General features: G+C 71.1%; 19 protein-coding genes. 13 read left to right on the top strand and 6 right to left on the bottom strand.

The window, feature by feature from the left end:
* Nucleotides 1–10 precede the first annotated feature (10 nt).
* The 13 genes from ACWCP2_RS08600 (at nucleotide 11) to ACWCP2_RS08540 (ending at nucleotide 15422) form a co-directional block, all read left to right on the top strand.
* Complete coding sequence (locus tag ACWCP2_RS08600; protein ID WP_450907838.1) at nucleotides 11–865, top strand: winged helix-turn-helix transcriptional regulator; 855 nt, start codon at nucleotides 11–13, stop codon at nucleotides 863–865.
* Complete coding sequence (locus ACWCP2_RS08595) at nucleotides 862–1533, top strand: winged helix-turn-helix transcriptional regulator (RefSeq protein WP_450907837.1); 672 nt, start codon at nucleotides 862–864, stop codon at nucleotides 1531–1533. Before ACWCP2_RS08600 ends, ACWCP2_RS08595 begins: the two co-directional genes overlap by 4 nt.
* Before the next feature lie 92 nt (nucleotides 1534–1625).
* Nucleotides 1626–2888 carry an MFS transporter gene (locus ACWCP2_RS08590; protein WP_450907836.1) on the top strand — a complete coding sequence of 421 codons (1263 nt, stop codon included), beginning with the start codon at nucleotides 1626–1628 and terminating at the stop codon, nucleotides 2886–2888.
* A 147-nt stretch (nucleotides 2889–3035) separates the two neighbouring features.
* A complete protein-coding gene (locus ACWCP2_RS08585; RefSeq protein ID WP_450907835.1) occupies nucleotides 3036–3395 on the top strand; it encodes a hypothetical protein in 360 nt (119 codons plus the stop codon).
* 34 nt (nucleotides 3396–3429) lie between these two features.
* Nucleotides 3430–4674: an ATP-grasp domain-containing protein gene (locus tag ACWCP2_RS08580; RefSeq protein WP_450907834.1), complete on the top strand. Its 1245-nt coding sequence runs from the start codon at nucleotides 3430–3432 to the stop codon at nucleotides 4672–4674.
* 29 nt (nucleotides 4675–4703) lie between these two features.
* Entirely contained in the window at nucleotides 4704–5555 is an 852-nt protein-coding gene (locus ACWCP2_RS08575; protein ID WP_450907833.1) for a DUF317 domain-containing protein, read from the top strand.
* A 28-nt stretch (nucleotides 5556–5583) separates the two neighbouring features.
* Nucleotides 5584–6078, top strand: coding sequence for a hypothetical protein (locus tag ACWCP2_RS08570; RefSeq protein WP_450907832.1), 495 nt, complete (start codon nucleotides 5584–5586; stop codon nucleotides 6076–6078).
* 218 nt (nucleotides 6079–6296) lie between these two features.
* On the top strand, nucleotides 6297–6950 hold the full coding sequence (locus ACWCP2_RS08565; RefSeq protein ID WP_450907831.1) for a DUF317 domain-containing protein: 654 nt from the start codon (nucleotides 6297–6299) through the stop codon (nucleotides 6948–6950).
* A gap of 27 nt (nucleotides 6951–6977) precedes the next feature.
* Nucleotides 6978–7994: a SpaA isopeptide-forming pilin-related protein gene (locus ACWCP2_RS08560; RefSeq protein ID WP_450907830.1), complete on the top strand. Its 1017-nt coding sequence runs from the start codon at nucleotides 6978–6980 to the stop codon at nucleotides 7992–7994.
* A gap of 228 nt (nucleotides 7995–8222) precedes the next feature.
* The gene (locus tag ACWCP2_RS08555; protein ID WP_450907829.1) at nucleotides 8223–8576 is read left to right on the top strand and encodes a DUF317 domain-containing protein; all 354 of its coding nucleotides are present in this window, start codon (nucleotides 8223–8225) and stop codon (nucleotides 8574–8576) included.
* Between the two features lie 101 nt (nucleotides 8577–8677).
* Entirely contained in the window at nucleotides 8678–8974 is a 297-nt protein-coding gene (locus ACWCP2_RS08550; RefSeq protein WP_450907828.1) for a hypothetical protein, read from the top strand.
* 15 nt (nucleotides 8975–8989) lie between these two features.
* Nucleotides 8990–9736, top strand: a complete 747-nt coding sequence (locus ACWCP2_RS08545; RefSeq protein WP_450907972.1) for a DUF317 domain-containing protein — start codon at nucleotides 8990–8992, stop codon at nucleotides 9734–9736.
* Nucleotides 9737–10019: 283 nt separating this feature from the next.
* Nucleotides 10020–15422 (top strand): sacsin N-terminal ATP-binding-like domain-containing protein, encoded by a 5403-nt coding sequence (locus tag ACWCP2_RS08540; RefSeq protein ID WP_450907827.1) that lies wholly within the window; start codon nucleotides 10020–10022, stop codon nucleotides 15420–15422.
* Nucleotides 15423–15642: 220 nt separating this feature from the next.
* Here ACWCP2_RS08540 and ACWCP2_RS08535 read toward each other — a convergent pair whose 3' ends face one another.
* The 6 genes from ACWCP2_RS08535 to ACWCP2_RS08510 form a co-directional block, all read right to left on the bottom strand.
* Nucleotides 15643–16344 carry a hypothetical protein gene (locus ACWCP2_RS08535; RefSeq protein ID WP_450907826.1) on the bottom strand — a complete coding sequence of 234 codons (702 nt, stop codon included), beginning with the start codon at nucleotides 16342–16344 and terminating at the stop codon, nucleotides 15643–15645.
* Between the two features lie 86 nt (nucleotides 16345–16430).
* A complete protein-coding gene (locus ACWCP2_RS08530; RefSeq protein ID WP_450907825.1) occupies nucleotides 16431–16925 on the bottom strand; it encodes a hypothetical protein in 495 nt (164 codons plus the stop codon).
* 42 nt (nucleotides 16926–16967) lie between these two features.
* Nucleotides 16968–18689 carry a relaxase/mobilization nuclease domain-containing protein gene (locus ACWCP2_RS08525; protein WP_450907824.1) on the bottom strand — a complete coding sequence of 574 codons (1722 nt, stop codon included), beginning with the start codon at nucleotides 18687–18689 and terminating at the stop codon, nucleotides 16968–16970.
* Between the two features lie 15 nt (nucleotides 18690–18704).
* On the bottom strand, nucleotides 18705–19340 hold the full coding sequence (locus tag ACWCP2_RS08520; RefSeq protein ID WP_450907823.1) for a MobC family plasmid mobilization relaxosome protein: 636 nt from the start codon (nucleotides 19338–19340) through the stop codon (nucleotides 18705–18707).
* A complete protein-coding gene (locus ACWCP2_RS08515; RefSeq protein WP_450907822.1) occupies nucleotides 19337–19546 on the bottom strand; it encodes a hypothetical protein in 210 nt (69 codons plus the stop codon). The genes ACWCP2_RS08520 and ACWCP2_RS08515 overlap by 4 nt, the downstream gene beginning before the upstream one ends.
* A 139-nt stretch (nucleotides 19547–19685) precedes the next feature.
* Nucleotides 19686–19910 (bottom strand): hypothetical protein, encoded by a 225-nt coding sequence (locus ACWCP2_RS08510; protein WP_450907821.1) that lies wholly within the window; start codon nucleotides 19908–19910, stop codon nucleotides 19686–19688.
* Nucleotides 19911–20057: the final 147 nt, after the last annotated feature.

Below are 20057 nucleotides of genomic sequence, written 5' to 3'. Positions count from 1 at the left end.
GAGACCTCCGTTGCCCACCACCGGCCTGCCCCGCCCCCTTACCGCCGACCTCGCCCGGGTCGGTGAAAGCCTGGAGATGCTCAGCCCGCGCTGGACGGTATGGACGCTGATGACCCTCAGCGACCAGCCGATGCGCTACACCGAGATCAAGCCCCGCCTGGGCATGCTCCAGGACGGCCAGCTCGCCCCGCGGCTCGCCCGTCTGACCGCCGACGGCCTCGTCGAGCGCCGCCAGGAGCACGTACGCCACGTCAACTACCGCCTGTCGGCCCGTGGCCAGGCCCTCACCAGCGTGATCGCTGCGCTCGCCTCCTACGGCGACAACCACCTGGACAAGGAGGCGAAGCCGAACCGGAAGACCGGCGAGCTGGAGGTCGAGCGGATACCCCCGGCACAGAACGCCGAAGACGTCCTGACCCTCATCACGCCCAAGCACGCCACCCCGCTGCTGTGGGCGCTGCGCTCCGAGGGACGCGCCTCCGGCCGGGACCTGGCCGCCATGGTGCTCCCCGGGGGGAACACCGCCCTGCTGTACTCGCCACTGCGCCAGCTCGTCGCCGACGGGCTTGTCGAGCGGCTCGGCCACAGCGACTACCAGCTCTCCGCCCAGGGGATGGAACTCGCCCCGGTCTTCCGCTCGCTCTCCGCGTGGGGCGCCGGCCGCCGGACCCAGGCCGAGCATCCGCTGTGGGCCGAGCGGACCGCCCCCGACCCGCAGCTCCCCGATGGCCGGTGGGCGGCCAACCGCTCCCTCCCCGCTGCGGCCCCGCCGGCCACGACCGTGCGGACGGGCAACCTGTTCTCCCACGCCCAGACCGTCCGCCCCGCCGCGGCCAGCTCCTCGATGGGGGGCCGGGCCCGATGAGCACACCCCGACCGGCCGCCGACGCGGTCAGCGCCGCCGCGATGCTGAGCCTGCGGTGGACAACGCGCATCATCAGCGAGATCGACGACAACGGGCCCATCCCGCACCGAGCCGCTCAGGCCACCTTCCCCGATATCCCGGCAGACAGCCTGCAGCACGGGCTGCGCACCCTTCGCCAGCGCGGACTCCTCCAGGTGCGCGAGCGCCGCGACGACGACAGCCCCGTCGAACTCACACAGGCCGGCCAGGACCTCGGCGACGTCTACGAAGCCCTGTCCCGCTGGGCACGGCGGCACCACTACCCCACTGCGCAGAGCGACTTCGCCACCCGGGTCGAAGCGACCCTCTACCTGCTGCGCGACCGCCACACCGTGAGCCTGCTCGAAGCCCCTTCGGCCATGCCGTACGGATACCGGGCACGGCGGGCGCTTCACGCCGGTCTCATCGGCACGGGCTCCAACGGCTGGTACACGCTCACCGAGGCCGGAGGGGAACTCGGGCAGGCGCTGGCCGTCCTCACGAACTGGGCAGCCGCCCACCCGCAGGTCGTCATGGACGCCACGAGCCGCCGCCCGGGCAGGCCGACCACAGCCCTGCACCACGCCGTCGGCCCCGCCCTCCCACCGGCCCATGCCGGCTCCACCCCGGCGCCGCGCTCCCTTAGGTAGCGCTTCTCCCCGCTTCGCATCGTGGGCCACTTCCTGCCCGCTGACCGCCCCCGGCCGCCGCTGACCGGGCCGCATTCCCGCTGAAAGTGATCATGACTCGTCGCAGAGCCGTCGGTGGCCGCCACGCCCGTATCCCCAACTTCGGCATCACGCGCCGTATCTACCTGCCGCGCTGCGCGGACGCCGTGTCCTTCAGCATGGCCACGTACGCCATCCCCCTGCTGGTCCTGGCCACCACGGGATCCGCCGCCCTGACCGGGATCGCCTTCACCCTGGAGTGGGTGCCCCGACTCGCCGCGTTCTCCTGGGCCGGCGCGGCCGTCGACCGGTGGGGATGCACGCGGGTCTTCCGGATGGCCGCCACCCTGCGGGCCCTGGTGCTGCTGGCCGCCGTCGCGGCGCTCACCCTGGTCGACGACGGACTGCCCGCCACCATCGCCGTGATGGGCCTGGCCGCAGTGACCGGCGTACTGACCGAATACAGCTACGTGGCCGCCGAAACCGCAGGGGCACTCGCAGGGCGCAAGGCCGGTGACAGCGAGCACAAGATCCAGTCGGTCCTCCTCGGCATCGACAACACCGCGAACCTGACCGGCCCCGCCGCCGGCGGCCTGCTCCTGCAGTACGCGGGACGCACCGGCATGCTCCTCACGATCGCCGGACTCTCGCTGCTGGCCGCCTCCCTCGCCCCCCGCGACCGCCTCCACCGCACCACCGAGGTCTCCGCCTCGCCCATGCAGGGACTTAGGGTCGGCTGGGCCACCCTGCGCTCGCTCCCAGCCCTGGCCTGGCTGATCACCGGACTGACCGTCTCCAACATCTGCACTGGCACCCTCCAGGCCGCCGCCCCCGTCCTGATCGTGCAGCAGATGGGCCACACCAGCGCCTCGGTCGGACTGATCTGGTCCGCCGCCGCGGCAGCCTCCCTCCTCGCCGTCGCCGTCTGCCGCTTCGCCATCGACCGCGCCGGGCTCTGGCCCGTCGGCGCGGTCTGCGCGGCCATCGCCGCGGCAGCCGGAATCGCCGTCGCCCAGGCCGACGCCTACACCCAGCTGCTCATCCTGGTCGCGGTCCTCATGGCCGGGGAGGGCGGCATGACCGTGGTGCTGCGCACGCTGCGCTCGAAGCTCATCCCCGAAGCCGTCTTCGGCAGCACCCTCGCCGTCACGATCCTCATCATGCTGCTGCCCTTCCCAGTGGCCGGCCTGCTCGTTGCGCTGACCCCGGCCAACCTCCTCGGCCAAGTCCTCACCGTCTGCGCCGCACTGCAGGCCCTCGGCCTCGCCGTCGCGTTCTGGCAGATGCGGCGCGACCCCGCACTGGCCACCCAAGCCGCGTACACGCAGGCGGCCTGACCACCCCGGTCGCCCTCACCACACCCACTACCGCAAGGACACGTCATCGACGACCTCACCAGCCCCGACATCCTGTACGGCCACACCCCCGGTCACACACGACCGCTGTGGATTGCCCTGCTCGGCGACCTGCCGCAGGCAGCCGCCGTGCTCGAGCGGCTCGGCTTCCAGACCATGACGGACAACGGCGGCGAGCTGTACGTCCCGCCCGCCGACGCCAGCACCGAGCGGACCACCATCATGCACCTCGCCTCGTTCGCGATCTTCTGCAAGGAGGAGTGGACCGTGATGTACACGCAGAACCACCCGGCCCTCCCCGAAGACCGCGTCCAAGCACTGCTGGGGATGCAGGCCGAAGAAGCGGGCATCGACCCCATCGAGCTCGCCACGGCACTCGTGCGACAGGTGGACCACCTGCCCGCCACCGCTCCCGCCGCCGCCCCTGCGCTCCCGGTACAGGCCGCTCCTCCTGGCGCAGTTGCCGGCCACCGCGCTGCGCACCGCTGAACCGCTCCCGCACCCCACTTTCTTGGAGCTGTACTTGACCCACCAGAACCCTGTCCTCCTCGTCGTTGCCCCCGGCGATTCCATTTACCGCGGCTACTGTCTGGAACAGGTCGCCGAGGCTTACGACGTCGTCGTCATCACGCCGAGCCCGATCACCTGGGAAGACCCTCACGTCATCGACCATGAGGTCGCCGACCCGCACAACCCGGATGCCCTCCTCCCCGCCGGGCAGGCCCTGGCCGACCGACACACCATCGCCGGTGTCCTGACCTGGAACGAAGTCCTACTGGTCGCAACCGCCCACCTGGCCGAGGCGCTCGGCGTGAAGTCCAACCCGCCCGCGGTCATGCACAACTGCCGGGACAAGCAGGTCACGCGCACGCTCCTGGCCCGGCACGGGGTTCCCTCCGCCCGCTCCGTCCAGGTGGCCAGCCTGTTGGAGGCCGCGCTCGTAGCCGAACGGATCGGCTACCCGGTCGTCCTCAAGCCCGCCGGTCAGGCAGGCAGCGTCGGCGTCATCCGGGTCGACGCGGTCGAGGAACTCCCGCGCGCCCTGGCCTTCGCCACCACCGGCGCGGCCCTGCACGGCGGCGAGAACACGGACGTTCTGGTCGAGGAGTACCTCGACGGCCCGGAGATCAGCGTCGAATGCGTCACCCAGAGCGGCTCCACCACCGCCGTGGCCGTCACCCGCAAACAGCTCGGCTTCGCCCCGTACTTCGAAGAGACCGGGCACACCGTGGACGGGGCCGATCCGCTCCTGGCCCAGGTGGCGCCGATCGCAGCCGCAGCCATCCGGGCCCTCGGTATCGACCACGGCGTCCAGCACGTCGAAATGCGCCTGACCGCCACCGGCCCGCGCATCATCGAGGTCAACGGCAGGATCGCCGGCGACCTCATCGGCCACCTGGTCCGCCTCGCGACCGGCATCGACCTGCCCCTCGCCGCCGCCGATCTCGCCTGCGGTGTCACTCCTGACCTGAGCCCCTCCCGCATCCGCGCCGCCGGCATCACCCTGCTGTACCCGGAAGCCTCCGGCATCCTCACCCACCGCGGCGTCGACGAGCAGTTCATGGACAACGCCCTGTGGCTGGAGCGCCTCCAGTGGCTCCGTAGCCCCGGCGACGAGATCGTCCTGCCGCCCGAAGGCGATGTGGACGTCGCGCGGGCCGGGCTCTACGTCGTCACCGGCTACGACGTCGCCAAGGTCGAGCAGCGACTTGCACAGACCGCTGCCCACATCACCCTCACCACGCTCGCGGCTGGCGAGCTCAGCTAGCCGCACCGTCGCCGATGCCCCAGGACCCCATGACTCATACCGACGAACCCGCGGGGGACTACTACGTCAGCCCCCGCTACCTGGCCGGATCTACCGTCGAGGGCGACCCGGGTCTTCAGCCCGCCCTCGACGCGGGATGGAAACCGAGCTGGGACGACCACGGAAACGTCTTTCTCCCTGCCCCTGACCAGCGGGTGCGGATCGGCTACATGCCGGAGGGCGACGACGACGCCCTGTGGAAGATCAGCGCGTACGAGCACCACTTCGGTGCACCACGGTGGGCCGCCGCCTTCAACGACAAGGCCCCCACCGAATTCGTCACCGCCTTCACCATCCAGCTCGTCGCCGCGTACCAGAGGGACGACGGCTCGGACCTGCGCAGCCCCGGCGGTGTCAGCAGGGGCTTCGGTCCGCTGATGGAAGCGGGTTGGAGGACTCACATCGCGCCCGGCCGCCTGGAGCTGACCTCCCCGGACGGACTCGCCGGAGCCTGGTTCGACCATGGCCCCCTCGACGAGGCACGCGAGCTGGTGACCAACGACACGCGCTGGGGAATGTGGGGCGGGCCGGAGCGCTCCTACTCCTCCTGGTACGCCGTCTTCAGCAGCCGCACGCCGGTGGAGCTGATAGCCGCGACCGCCACCGCCGTCGTCAACCCCGAGCCCGTGCTGCGGTGGGAGGGCGAGCTGTCTCAGATGACCAAGCGGTACGCCCAGCTCGCACCCGTGGTGCCGCCGAAGCCGCCCGCGCCCACCCCCCTCGACCTCGCACGCCGCCGCACACCTCCGACCGCGCGTCCCGCCAGCGTTCACCGCTGGTCGACCACCACGGTTCCCGGTGCCCGACTCCCCGTTCCGGCCCGCCCCGCTGCCCGCCGCTGATCCCGCCGAACCAGGAGGCCCCACGTCCATGGCGCTGTCCCCGAAAGCCTTCTTCACCCAGGAACTGGCCCTCACCTTCGACAACGGTGCCGTAGTCGGCAACAGCTACTACGCGGCCCCGGCCCCGGACAGCCCGCTCCTCCTGCGGATCTCTTTCCAGCCCACCATCCGACAGGGGGAGTACGCCGGTCTGCGGCTGCGCATCGTCCACGCCGACCGCGGGCCCATCGACGAGATCACGCTCTCCTTCGCCGACCACGGCACCTTCAGCACACGGGACAGGATCGCGGGCCGAACGGACCGATCGGACGGCTACGCCGTCTTCCGGGACTTCAACCCCTGCACACCGGGCCCGGCGCCTTGGGCCGGCGGGGACTGGACCCGTCTGAAGGCCGCCGTCACCCGCTACGCCGACCTCTGGTTCTCCACCCGCCCCACCCCTCCTCGCACGCCCGGTACGTCGCTTGCCCGCACCACAGCGCTGCCACTCGCCGAGAAGACCACCCAGGGCCGCCACCGCTAGCCGATGCCCGAACCACCCCACCGACGAACGGACCGGAACTGACCGACCCCATGAACTCACTGCCCTCGGACAAGACCGTGTCCGTCCACGCCCGGCACCTCGCCGGTCGTGGATCGGACCAGGTTTTCGACGGATGGCCCTTCCCCCACAACAGCGGTGAACACGACTGGACATTCCACTGCCCTGAGGACGGGTACCAAGTGGCATCCAGCCCTTGCATGAGGCTGCGGTCCGGCTTCCTCGCCGACCCCGGCGGCGCAGCCGGAGACGGACTCTGGATCACCGCCGCACACCAGCAGCCCTTCGAACCGGCCGCCTGGAAGGCCAAGTTCGACGCCTCCACCCCCGTAGAGATGATCTGGGACTTCCACACCGAGCTGCTGCACTTCTACCTGGACGACTCCTACAGCGACAGCGACATGCTGTTCGACGACGGCACCCCTCCTGTCGCCGCGTACCTGCCACTGCTCAACTTCGGCTGGAACCACACCGTCAGCCATCGGGGATCCCAGCGCTTCCGCAGCCCGGACGGCATGGCACTCCTCGAACACCGGTACATCGCCACCGACCTCGATAAGCCGATGTGGATGCTGACCGCTGGCTACCCCGTTGAACCGCTGTGGCGAGCATCCTTCACCGGCCGGACCCCCGTCACCTACGTCGCGGCCTTCACCGCCTCCCTGGTCGCGGAGGAGCCGCTCACACGCGCCGTGGGCGAAGTCCCCTTCCACACCAGGCACCTCGCCCGACTCTCCTCCGTCCCGGACCGCAAACCCGCCAGCACCCCGGCCCTGCCGCCGGCGCCCCCGCACAACACGGCGGGGCGGCCCGCGCCCGCTGACTCGCCCGGCCATACGCCGGCAACCTGTTGAGCCAACCCACCAAGGAGCAGAACCCCGTTGTCCAGCCGATCCGCCCGCCGCAAGGCACCCACCGCTGCCATCGCCGTTGCCGCCGCCGCAACGGGAGCCCTGACCTGGGCACCCTCGGCCTCGGCCGAGGCACCCGAGCCGACCCCCTCCACCTCGGCCCCGGCACCGCGCAGCATGCCCGAGCCGGAGCCCGGCGGCGTCGAGATCCACAAGAAGGACCCCGCCGGCGCCACGCTCGAAGGCGCCCAGTTCAGCCTCCTCGACACCGTCAACGGGACGAAGGCCCTGCAGGGCAAGACCGGAGCCGACGGCATCCTCCGATTCGAGAAGGTCACCCCCGGCGTCTACCGGCTCAAGGAGACCGACTCCGGCAGCGCCATCCACGACCTTGCCGAGGACCGGGACATCATCGTCACCCCCGGCCAGGTCACCCCCGTCACCGTCGTCGACCCCTTCAAGCACGCGGAACTGACGGTGAAGAAAACCGACAAGACCACCGGCAAGCCGCTCGCCGGCGCCGTGATCAACATCCGGCCCTCCGGCACCGGGGGAGAAGCCGTCACCCTGACCACCGGCAAGGACGGAACCGCGAAGGCCCAGCTCACCGTCACCGCCCGCTCCGGCACCGCCTACACCGCCACCGAGACCAAGGCACCCTCCGGCTACCAGCTCGACTCGAGCCCGGTCCAGGTCACCGCGAAGCCCGCCGCCGGTACGACCGCGGAGTTCACCAACACGCCCACCGCGACCACCCCGCCGACCCAGCAGCCGAGCAAGCCGCCCACGACCAAGCCCACGCCCACCCCCGACACCTCCGCACCCGCCACCCCGACCCCGGACAACACCAGCAGCACCCCCGCCCCGTCCGACACCCCGACCAGCACGCCCACGCCCCCCGCCGGTTCGGACGGTCAGCTCGCTCGTACGGGCGCTGGCTCCACCAGCTGGCTCGCTGCGGCGGGAGGCCTTCTGATCAGCGCCGGGGGCGGCGCCATCTGGGCTGTTCGGCGCCGACGGGCCAACCAGCCGGACGACGCCTCCTGACACACGCAGCACCGCCGTGAACGGCGGGACAACCGAATAACGCACGCGAGGGCGGCATTCCCACTGGGGATGCCGCCCTCGCTTTGTGCTGTCCGCACAGACCGGGCCGTTCCGCCTGCGGGAGATCGCTGACAGCAGAGCAGCAGAGCGCCTCACACGCTGGAACACCATCGCAGGTGCATGTCAAAGTGGGTGTCTTCCTGGCCCCTTCCGAGCACGGAGCCGCCCATGAACCACGCCGGCGATCAGCCCGGCTTCTCCACCACGATCGAGGCCCTGCGGATCCGCACGTGGCTCCTCGGCCGTGGACACCCCACCCAGATCATCGACCACTTCACCGCCGACGACTTCAGCCTGGTCGTCGACGACCGAGCCGATGTACACGTCGCCAGCAAGGACGGCCGCTTCTACCTCGGCTGGTTTCCCGAGGGCCGTCCCGGCGCCCGCGATGACGGCTGGGTGATCGCCGTCACCGGCACGGCCACCGTGCAGGGCTATCGGGCGACGTTCAGCACCGAGACCCCCGCTGCCGTCGTGGCTGCCGCCGTCGAGGCTGTACTCGCCACCTCCCGACGCATCTGACGCGCAGCGACGGCCAGACCGGCCCCGGTCGCTGCCGTACGCGTCACCCACCTGTCCCGCGCTTCATACGCCGTGCCTCGGCGTGTCCAGAAGGAGCAGCAGTGCCATCACCGACCCATCGCGCCGTGACCGTTGGCGAGATCATCGACCGTCTCTCGTCCTGTGACCGGGACGCGCCGTTCTTCCTCGCGATCAACCCGGAGTTTCCGTACGTCCATTTCGCCGGCGAGATCGTCAAGGCCCGTGACGCACAAGGCCACCAAGTGGTCTTCCTCGGCGAAGCCGGACAAGGCGAGTTTCTTCCGCCCGCCATCGCGCAGGCCCTGACCTGGCACCCGCCCATGGGCACTGCCTCCCTCAGCCGCCGCGCAGTACGCCGATCCGCACGGCCGGCATGACCAGCCACCGAGCCCCTGGAGGCGCCCCTGTACTCCCACACCCCGCCCGGACCGAGCACCCCCAACACCGGTTGGCTCTGGGCGAGCCCCCGGCACCTGGCCGGGGATGACGGAGACCTCGCCGAGGCCGTCGGAGGCGCCCTGACGGGCACCGGCTGGTCCTGCTGGACAACGGCACGCAAGTCGTTCTTCCACTCCAGCCCCGACCAGCTCCGAAGCGCCGAGTGGGTACTGGCCGACCCGCTGACCACTCGCTTGGGCGACCTCCCGATCGCCTGGGAAATCTCCGCACGCGAGGCCCCCGACCGCGGCATCGCGGCATGGACGGCGTACTTCACCGCCGACATCCCCCACGAAGCGCTCACAGCCTTCGCTCTCGCGCTGGACGCGAGGAAGGAACCGGCGTGGGGCTTCGACGGGATCGACGCGGTCACCCAGGTCCTGGCGTCTGCGGACTGGACCCCTGACGCCGACAACCCGGGGCACACTTTCTGGGACGCCTCGATCACCTCGTGCTGGTCCTGGACGGTCCTTCCCGCCGGGATCGAGGACCAGGACCCCCGCCCAGACCTTCCCGGCTGGATGGCCTGGTCGCAGCCCGACCTCGCAAGGCCCTACCTGTGGTGCGCGGCGTTCAGCCATTCGGCACCGCAGGACCTCGTCAGCACCTTCGCCGAGGCGCTCGTCGCTCCTGCACCGGTGCCTCGCCGAACCCTCCCGGCCGTCTCCGAGCGGTGCCTCACGGTCAGCCACACGCCGTGACTGAGGTGCGAGAGTTGATCGCTGCACTCCTGTGGTGACTCAGTATGGCCATGTAGCCGTGATCCGCGCCGACCGCGCTCAGCGCTGCCTCAGGGAAGATTCGGTGCGGCTGCGACCCATGTAGTGCAGCACGAAGTTCTAGCACTCCGCCCGCCCACAGGATGCCGGGGCCGCAGTTCTGCCGAGCTGCGGCCCCGGCGTCTTCCCAGTTCCCGGACAGCCCTGCGACGTCGGCGACCCCCGGGCTAGGGTCTGCCTGAGATCGTCATGGAAGCAGGGGGACATGGACGGTACGGCGTACGAGGACGGCCCGAGCGGTACGTGGTCGCGCGAGCTGTGGGACTACGCGCAAACCGTGCTCAAGGAATGGCAGTCCACACAGGTCTGGCAACCCGCTCAGCAGTTGCGCGCGGCCTCGCACGGCAACGCGCGCGACTACGCAGGCCGCTTCCTCCTGGAACTGCTCCAGAACGGCCACGACGCCCACCGCGGAGGCCGGAACGACGGAAGAGTGCAGGTCCTGCTCGACGAGAACGAAGGGACGCACGGCACGCTCTACGTGGCCAACGGCGGCACGCCCTTCACCTGGGCCAGCATCCAAGCAGTGTGCAAGCTTGCCCGGAGCGAGAAGACCGTTGGCGAGGGAATCGGGAACAAGGGCGTCGGCTTCCGCAGCATCCTGGAGATCACGGACGCCCCGGAGGTCTACAGCGCTGGCACGGCCGGAGAGGGCCCGGCCGTGCTGGACGGGTACTGCTTCCGCTTCGCCGTACGGGACGACCTGCGGGTGCTGCTCGGGGACGAGGACCTCGTACGCAGGGCGGAGGAGGAACTGCCCCCCTTCCAGGTCCCCTTCCCTCTCTCGGACGTGCCCCCGACCTGCAAGGAATTGGCCGCCGACGGTCATGTGACGGTCATCAGGATCCCGCTGCGCAACGAGACCTCGCGTCGCGCGGCCGTCCGTCGCCTCGACGAGCTCGGCGCCACGAAGGCCCCGGTGATGCTGTTCCTGGACCGGCTCGACCGACTGGTCATCGAACGGCGAGGTGGCGAAAGTCCCCGGCGTACGGAACTCACACGGCGGGAAGACACCTTGGGGTCCGCCGAGGTCCTGCCCTGGGGACACGGCGGGCAGGCCGGTGCGGCGCAGACCGTCCCTGCCGTCTCCCTTGCCCGTGTCGAACTCGACTCCCTGGGCGCGTACCTCGTGGCCCGCGGTCGTATCCCCGTGGAGCGTTTGCGCGGCACGATCGACGCGGCGACCGAGCTCGGACAGCTGGACGATTCGTGGGGTGACTGGAAAGAACCGGCCGTGGTCGAGGTGGCGTTGCCCCTCGACGGCAGCGACTCGCTGCGCGGTGGCCGGATCTACACCTTCCTCCCGCTGGGCGAGGACGCCGCCGCGCCTCTGCGCGGGCACCTCAACGCCCCGTTCTTCACGAAGGTGGACCGTACGGCCCTCGACCGCGAGCACCCGCTGAACGGAATGCTGTTCGCGGCGGCCGCCGAGACCTGCCTGGCGGCAGCCGCCGCGCTGCGGGACCGAGCCCGGCCCTCCGACCGCAGGCTGGCGGTCGACCTTGTGACCTGGGAGCACGAGCCGCGCTCCCACAACCTGCTGCTCGAAGCTGCGCGCCGGGTGCACGGCGCGGAGTTCGCGGACGTTCCCGTCGTACCCCTGCTGAACCGGGAGGCTCCGCACGGTTCCTGGGGCACGCCCCGCGATTCCGTGCTCTGGCCCGAGCTCGAGCTGTCGGTGCTCACGGCCGGGGCGGCCGGGGCGGTGGGTATCGCGGTGGCCGATCCGGCCGTCGGGGCCAAGCCCCTGAAGCGTCTCGCGAGGTTGTGCGAGGCGCTTAAGTGCCCCTTGGAGCCCTCCGCGCAGCAGCGGGCGGAGCACGCCGAGCTGATCGTTGGGACCCTGCCGCTGCCGGCTCCCAATGCTCCCGTCGACGACTGGAACGGCGTTTACGCCGATCTCGCCCTGTTGTTCAAGGACGAGGGCGGAGTGCTCCAGGGCAGGAGGCTGCTGCTGGCGGACGACGGGAAGCTCCGCCGTGCCAACGGCGGCCCTGCCACGGAGAGGAAGGACGGCTCGCGGCGCACGGCGGCCCGGCGGGAGGCCTTCTTCCAGCCGGCTCGCGGCGAGACGGTGGGCGACGAGGGCCTGGCCGTGCCGGACGCTTTGAAGAAGCGCATGTTCTATCTTCACTCGGGGTTGAACTGGGTGGAGGAAGAAGGCCACGTACGACGCCAGGAAGCCCGGCTGTTCCTGGAACGCTTCAGGCTCGTCCGGCGGTTCGACGCCGCCGGCCTGCTCGACCACGTCCGCCGCGCCCTCACCGAGAGCAACTCGGCGCGGCTGCGCGAGCAGGCCCTCCGCTTCGTGTTCCGCCTCTACCGGTCGAGGCAGTCCGCGCAGTCCCTGCAACTACGCCCGCTGGGGCTGTACGTTCCCTCCGCCGAGGGCCCCGCCATCAAAGCGGCCGACGCCGCCTTCGGGGCCGGCTGGACCGGGACCCACGGTGACGAGCTCGCCTCCGTCGTGGCCGAGGGGCGGGAGTCCTCGTCCGGGCTCCGCTTCATGGCACAGCGGCTCGTGGCACCGCCCGAGGAGTTCCTGAGGCGCGGCGAAACCCTGGAGGAATGGCGGGAGTTCCTCAGCGATCTCGGCGTCACCGACGGGCTGCTCCCGGTGGTGACATCCGGTGCAGAGACGGAAGCCGAGGGTGGGACGCTCACCACGAGCAACCTCATCCATATGGCGAAGGTGACCGACGAGGTCGCCGATCAGTGGCGGCCGTTCATCGACCGCTCGTGGAGCGCTGTTGCCCATCCGTACACCCCGTACGTCGGAACCCCCGCGTTCCGGCTGCCGGGCCAGGACATCGCCGGGCGGCTGAGCGAACCGGGCCGGCTCGCCTATGCGCGACTGGTCCTGCACGGCCTGGCCCGGTGGAGCGCCACTCACTTCATCAGCGTCTGGAACCGGGACCGGACGGGCAACCAGGATCTGCAGCACGTCCCGACCCCCTTGTCCGCCTTCGTCCGTGGCCAGCCCTGGCTCCCGGTGCGCGGCCGCGGCGGAACCGTCCGCTTCGTCCGGCCGGACGAAGCGTGGCATGCCCCCGCAACCCTTGAGCAGGAGCCGGCCTTCGCCCCGACCGTCATGCGGCAGCTCCGCCCCCTGCTAGACGACGATCAGGCCCTTCGACGGCTGCGCGATGCCGGGCTGCCGACCTGGGGCGACTCCAGGGACAGCGCCCGGCTCATCGCCACCCTGGGCGAGCTGGTGAAATCGGATGCAGTGGACGACGGGGACCGGCCCGCCCTTCAGCGCGCGAGCGAGCGTGCCTGGCAGAACCTCGCTGCGCAGGCAGCCTCGATCGAACCGCTCATCGGCTCGGCCCTGCTCGCCGAGCGGGGCAACCGGCTCATCGCCGTCGACTTCGCCGCACTCCTCGACGGCTCCGTCCGGCTATACGTCACCGGGGACCGGGACAATCTCAAGGCCCGCCTGGCCAGGGAGCTCAAGCTTCCGCTGCTCGTGGTGCCAGGTGCGGCGGCGGCAACGGCCCGGATTCTCCGGCGCCGCTGCCCGGACGCGATACGGCACGCCGACGCCGCCGACCTGTCGGTCGAGGTCACCGGCCCCTCCGGTACCACCGTCGTCGGCACCTCCGACACCACCGACGGGCTCGGATCGCGGCTCGTCGACGAGCTGCCGTGGCTTCCGCTTGCGGTGGGCGTCCTGGCCGACCATCCGCCCCGGGGCGGACGCCCTACCGACGCGGAGCTCACCGATTTCGTCGCCGCCGTCCGCCGCATCCGCATCCACCGCTACGCCTCGCTGAAGATCACCCTCGACGGGGCGGCCGTGGAGCTCCCGGGACGGCAGGACGGCATACTGCCCCTGCCCGACCCCTCCCACCCGCTGGTCCTCACCCCGGACCTGCCCCTGTCCTGGGACTTCGTGGCCCGGCTTGGCTACGCGGTCAGCCAGGTCCTGGACCGTCCGGAGTTCACCGGCCCGCTCAAGCTCGCCGCCCGCGAACTGGAGCGCGGGCACGCACCCCTCGGGGAACCGACCGAGCGGCAGCTCGCGGCGGCGCTCGATCTCTCCGTCCACCAGGTCAGGGGGACCGCCCACCGCCTCGACGGGTCCCTCGCGGGTGTACTGGAGCGCTGCCACCCCTTCCTTGTACACGCCCTCGGCGCCGACCGGGCGAGGGAGCTGACGGAGCCGGCTCCGGCCGACGCACGGGAGTTCCTCGCCCGCCTAGAACCATACGAGGGAGCCCTTCCGCTGCCCGCCGCGCAGCTCATCGGCGCCGCTCGGGACGCGCGGGACATCGACGGCCTCCGGGCCCTGGCCGAAGTCGACTTCGCGGGCCTCAACCGCACCCTGGCAGGGCTCGCGCCCCAGTACCGCCCGATCAGCCACGCCGAGGCCCACGACGAAGCCGTACGCCGGCACGTGGATCTCGGTCGGGGCGCCCTCGTCGACAGGCTGCGCTGGGCCCGGCTGGCAGACTTCGATGCCCGCAGGCCCATCGCCGACTGGCCCGCCATCCGCTCCCTGACATGGATCACGGCTCCGGAAGAGTGGGCGCTCACCGTCGACACCGCCGACGACGGCCTGCTGCGGGCCCTCGTCGAACAGGCGCTCACCGCCCGATTGGGGGCGCCCGCCCCGGCCAAGGGCGAACGGCTCGCAGCCACGGACCGGTTGCGCAGCCACAACCACGCGGCCATAGCCAGGACGGCACCCGACCTGGTCGCCCTGGTCAAGGCCGCGAAACGACCGCTGCCCGTGGCGCTGGCGAAGGCAGCCGCAGAGGAGATCACCGCGCTGCTGGACGAGGTGGGGGCGCTCGACTTCCGCGAGCTCTCGGCCGACGATGTCGTGGGCTGGCTCGCGGCCCTGGGGCAGTGGCCGCCGGGAATGGCTGCCTCCTCGGAGCCCGAGGCACACGGGCTCACTCCCGCCGAGCTGGACCGAGTACGGAACGCCGCGGAACAGGCGCGCACCGAACGGGCCAAGCGCAAGCGGATCATCTCCATCGGTGAACGGGACTTCGACATCGAGTCTGGCGACTTCACCGAGTTGGCCTCGGAGCTGCGCCGCGCTCTGGAATCCGGCCCGCCCCTCAGCGGCAGTGTCCGAAGGCGCTGGGCCGCCCTGAAGCCGATCCCGCCCCGGAGGGCGGCCGGCCCCTCGGGAGGACGGCCAGGTGGGCGCGTCGACGGGGAGCGCGGGCTGTCGTCGGCCCAGCGCTCGGCGATCGGCTTCGTGGGCGAGTGGTACGCGTACCAGTGGCTTCGCGAGCAGGACCGGGCGACCGACGAAACCAGCTGGGTCTCCGGCAACCGGGCCCACGTCTTCCCAGGGCCCGCCGGAGACGACAGCCTCGGCTACGACTTCAAGGTCGGCTCCGGGAGGAGTCCGCAGTTGTATGAAGTCAAGGCCACCCAGGGCTCGGGCGGGCAGATCGAGCTCGGCGAAACCGAGGTACGGGCGGCGCAGAAGTACGGTGGCAGTGACCGTTGGCGGATCCTGGTGGTCACCTCGGTACTGGATGCGGAGCACCGGCAGGTACGCATGCTGCCAAACCCGTTCAGCGAGCGCGGCCGCGGGCTCTACCGCGAGGAGGGCGGCGCGCTCCGCTTCGCCTACCGGCTATGAGGTGCAGTCGGTCCATCCTCCACAGCCACCACGCGCCTGCGCCCACCGCGGCCAGGCGTCGGCCGACACCGCCCGGATTCGGAGTCGACGGCTCTGAGTGACCGGTCGTGCCAGGCGCTCTTGGCCTTGGCGCGAATAGGTTGGGGTGAGCCTCACCCAAAGTATCGGGCCCGCCCCCACACACTTTGGCACGGCATCTAGGGTGGTAGCCCGGGTGCTATTAAGAGCCCGCGGGAGCCAATGCCTTGTTGAGGGCCTTGTCGAGGTGGGTGTCGACCAGGCCGGGGCTGCCGGACAGGACGACCAGGACGGTGCCGGAGCGCACGGCGACCTGCTTGATCATGGTGGTTCGGCCGCCGCTGGTGAGTGTCATCACCGTTGCCCACCGTTCATCGCCACGCTCCGGTGCGGTGACCTTCTGGGTGGTGACGTCGATGGGCGTGCTGCCCGACGCCAGCTGGTACTTCGGGCAGGCGGCCATCGCGTCGAAGATGGTGCGGGTGCCGGAGGAGAGCTTGTCCTCGGTGTCGGTGTAGATCTCTTCGGCCACCTCGGAGTCGGCGGACCCGCTATAGGCAAAGGTGACCTTGGCCTGGGTGGGGAAGTCGAGCGCCCCTCCGGCAGCGGCTCCACCCAGCTTCTCCATGGCGGGGCAGCCCACGACGGCGATGTCGTCGTGCTTCGAGTCCTGCTGCGGTTGGACCCGGTAGTCGGAGCCCATGTCCACGATGTCGAGCAGACGAGGCCCGAGCTGGTCGGCCGAGAGCGGCACGGCCTTCTTGCCCTGCGGCGTGGTGCTGGGGCTGCTCGCTTGCCGGGGTCCGAAGGAGCCGGGTTCCGGTGTGCTGCCGGTCGAGCAGGCTGCCAGCGTGAGCGTGGCCGCTGCGGCAAATCCGAGCAGGATGAAGCCGTGGTTTCGCATGTGTGATCCCCCCGTGCGTGTGTGCGGGCCGACGGTACCCCCTGGCGATGCTGGTCTTCCAAGGGGGGTGATGCTGAATAGCGAGGTCAGAGGATCGCGCCCGCGAACGTGCCGTCGTACCCGAAGGACGCCAGCCCGTCCTCCCGACTGCCGAAGACCCCTTCGATCGGCCCCGAGTTCCGCGCGTACCAGTCGCCGTCGAGACCGGGGACGAGCGTCTCGTGGGCGCTGCGGCAGCGAACCCACACACGGTCACCGCTGTTGAGCACCAGCCAGTCCCGGTAAGCCCCGCACTCGGTGCAGGCGATCACCTCGTCGTCCACGGACAGCGGCGCCCAGTAGCGCATCATCGTCCCGGCGAACTCCTCCGGCGCCGGCACGCGCAGATCGACCGGTATCTCCACCGAGCCGGTCTCGGCCCCACCAGCCGGGCGGACCGCACCGTTGTGGGCCGGTTCCTGCGCGGCGGAGGCGATGTGCATCGCCTCGGCCTGGAACTCGCGGACCGAGCGGTCCTGTCGGCCTCGTCTGCTGCGGAACATGGGCGCCTCCGGGTGGTCGTGGTCCGCGTGTACGGTCACACCCTCTCTCGGGGGTGTGACCTGGTTCTACTCAACAAACGTTCACAGGCCCGGCGAGCGACGGGAGGGCCGTTCGGCGGCGGGGCGAACAGCAGCCGAGCGTGGTGCAGTTCCTCCGGCGGACGCAGTGGCCTTGGCCGGATCGGCGGGCAGGTCGGCCATGCGGCGCAGGCGCCACACCAGGACGTCGCTGACGGAATCGGCGGTGCCCAGTTCGCGGCGGGACGCGGCGGCGGCGAGCAGAGGCCCCGGCTGATGTCCGGCGGCCTCCGCTTCGGCGAGCGTGGCGGCCAGCGCAGGCCATCCGGGCTCGGCCAGAAGCTGCTCGGCCAGATCCGGGACCGCCTGCCGCACGACGGCTTCGTGCCGGCGACGGACCGGAAGCGAAAGGCGCCGACCGCGTTCGCGCAACGCGCCAAGGGGCCGCTCGGCGGCACCCGAGTACGCGGCCCGGAGATACCCGGCGGCCTGTTGAGCAGCGGCGGCCTGCTGGGCGTGCCCCTTTCTCGCGTGCCACAACGCGGCGGCGGTGACCAAGAAGAACAGCATGTCGATCACCATCGCCGTGGTGGCGCCGTCCTCGCCGCGGCCCAGAGCCGGACCACCGTGCGAAAGGGCGCGGGCAGCCTGCCGCAGCCCCCGGTCGTGGTCGCGCACGGCTCGGACGTGCGACCGCGAGGCCCGCTCGAACGCTGCCGCGGCTTCGCGGAGCTCGCGGCGGGTATGCGCCGCGGAGGTCTTGGAAAGTGCGTCCAAGACCTCTCCGGCTGCAGCGATGTGAGCGGCGACCGCGCCGTCCTCCCCTTGGTCGATGACCAGCACGGCCTGCCAAATGGCTCCGGCCGCGCGACGGCGAGCCGATGCCGGCCTGGACATACCCGGCTCTGCCACCAGCCTCGTGCCGTCGTCGGTCCCGGCCCCGTTGGGCATGCCGCTCCAGCGCTCGCGGATGCGCGGCAGCGACAGGTCGGGAGCCAGCTTCGACCCCGAGTAGAACACCGGGTCGCCGTCCTTGTTCCGGTCGTCGGGCAGGGCGACGGTGTAGCCGAGAAGGTCTCCGGACGGTGCGACTCGCTTCCGGACGAGGAGGCCGGAGGCTGCGAGGCGGCCGAAGAACTCGGTGTCGCTGGCGGCGCCGGCCACCGCGCGGCGTACGCTCTCGCGGAGTTCCTCGCGCGGGGTGCGCTCGCGGTGCTCGCGCTCGGCCTTGTGGCGCTCGGCGCTGGTGGGCCGCTGGGCTGCGGTGCGGTCGCCGGAGTTGAGGCGGCGCAGCCCGAGTTCGGTTTCCAGGAGGCGGGCTTCGTCCTGGACGCGCTGGGCGTCGTTGTCGAGGTCGGGTTTGTAGCCGTCCTCGCGGACGAGGGTGGCGATGATGTGGATGTGGTCGTCGGCGTGCCGGACCGCAGCCCAGCGGCATCCCGCCCCTTGGTCGGGGTCGTCGATTCCGGCTGCGGCAACCATGCGCCGGGCGACGTCCGCCCACTCCTCGTCGGTCAGGATCCGGTCGGTGGGGGCGTTGCGGACGGACAAGTGCCACACATGCTGGGCGGGACGGCTGCTCTCCTCAGCGTTCTGTACGGGCTGGTCGAGGAGGCGCTGGAGCTGCTTCAAGGTGGCCTGCGGGTCGCGGCCGGGGTCGGGGGCGTTGTCGTCCCAGGAAGCCACCAGGTGCGGGTCGGTGTGCTCCTCGTACTTGCCCGGCCCGTACAGGTAGGCGAGCAGGCCGATGGTGCGCTTCCCGCGGTTGTGGATCCTGGGGATCATGCCGGTGTTGTCCTTCTAGGTCTGGTTCAGCAGGTGGTCGGTGGCGGCCTGGACGCGGTCCACAGCCCGGCGGACGGTGGCGAGGACCACGTCCAGTTCTTCGGGCTGGCCACCGGAGTTGATGGCGCGGGTGATCTGGTTGAGGTTGGTGCCGACGCGGCCGAGGTGCCGGCGGGCGGCGAACAGCTCCGAGACCATCTCGCGGTGGCCGGCGATGGCGGCGGCGGTGTTGTCGAGGTCGTGCGCGGCGGCCATGCCGCTGCGGGCGAGGAAGGCGGGCAAGGTCGTGCGGGCTGCTGCTGCGGCGCTCGACAGCATGGTCTTCTCGTCGTCGTTCAGGCGGACGCTGCAGACGTGACTTCGCTTGTCGGATGGCGGCTTGGGGGAGCGCTTACGCGAACTGTTCGGTGCGACGCGCTGTCGGCGTCGGGGTGGTTGCCTCTCCTCCGGCTGCGATCCGCCCTCGGTCGCTGCCTCCCGGACCAGTGCCCCCCGGCGCTGGTCCGGACCCGCCACCCCCGGGGCGGGCTCTGGCCAAGACACCTTCCCCAACGGGGAAGAGTGTCTTGGCCGATAACTTGCTCGCCCTGAGGTCGGGTTGGTGACCGGCTGCCCCGTGGAGCTGGGCGGAGGACTGATCGGGTTCGTCATGATCTGCGGGTCCTCGTACGGCGGATGTAGTGCTGGATGCCAGCCGCGACTTCGACCAGCGCACTCGGGCCGGACAGCACCCGGACGGGCGCGTCGGGGCGGTCCTGGACGAGCCACTGCCCTGTGGGCGTGGGCATTGCGGCGTGGAGGTGTCCGTGGCGGACCAGGACTTCCGCCCAGGCGTAGGCCTCGGCATCGTCGGCCACTCGTGGACGGCTGTGGGGTGCGGGTGGGCGGGACAAGGCTGGCTCCATTCGGTGTTTGTGGGGGCGGTGGCCCGCATAGAAGGGCGGGCCACCGCGTAGAGATCGAGTCCGCAGGGCACTGACCTGCACCTTTGGAGAATCAGCCGCGTGCGAGGCGCTCCTTGGCCACGGTCGTGCTCCGCTTCGGGCGGGGGAGGTGGGAGAGCGCCGGGTCCCGGTACAGCACTTCCTGGAGCTCGGCGAACCTCTCGTTTCCGATCGGGAGGTTCTTCTCGCGCAGGTAGGGGCCGATCACCCGGCGAGTCATCCGGCCACCGGCGAGCGCGGCTTCACGCGCGATGGGGAGCAGCACCTCCAGCGGCACGGGATCGGCCGGTGGTCCGGGGGTCTGGTCCGGGGTTGGTCCGGCGGGGTGTGGTCCGGGGGTCTGGTCCGGGGTTGGTCCGGCGGGGTGTGGTCCGGGGGTCTGGTCCGGGGTTGGTCCGGCGGGGTGTGGTCCGGGGGTCTGGTC

The organism is Streptomyces sp. NPDC002104, assembly GCF_053593795.1.
This window is presented reverse-complemented; position numbering and strand designations above follow the sequence as displayed.